The organism is Seonamhaeicola marinus (assembly GCF_008085455.1).
In genome coordinates, this window is record NZ_VSDQ01000650.1 from 1 (window position 1) to 417 (window position 417).

Sequence of the window (417 nt, forward strand, 5' to 3'; positions counted from 1 at the left end):
GTAGTGAAATACCGACCCCAAAGTATGCAGGGGAAACGCCATAATTTTATAAAAAGAAATTCCAGACAACACCGAAACGCACAGTAAAATCTCTGTATGGATTATTTGGTGCCGAAAAATAATTGTAGCCCGTAAATGCTGAATTGAAATGTTCTGCTTTTAGGAAGAGACGTGTTTGACGGATTTTTGCGTTTATGAAAAAATCTAGCCTTGGGAAATCTCCAATTTCTTCATTGTTTTGCACATAAAACTCTGCCAATAGCGGGTTGTATGCATTCATATAGTATTTTGTGAAATAGTTTAGCGTAACACCAGTTTGCAGGTACATGGCTTTTTTAAAGAGATGGCTTGAAAAATAGAGCGTGTTACGGGTGTTTATTTCGGGTACGTTTAATGTATTATTATCGTCTTGCACGT

The 417-nt window shown here is 36.9% G+C and carries 1 protein-coding gene; it reads right to left on the bottom strand.

Going from position 1 to position 417, the window contains the following annotated elements:
- Window positions 1-46 precede the first annotated feature (46 nt).
- Window positions 47-417 (bottom strand): putative porin (locus FUA24_RS11010; RefSeq protein WP_222861353.1); only part of this gene is annotated, 371 nt, incomplete at its 5' end.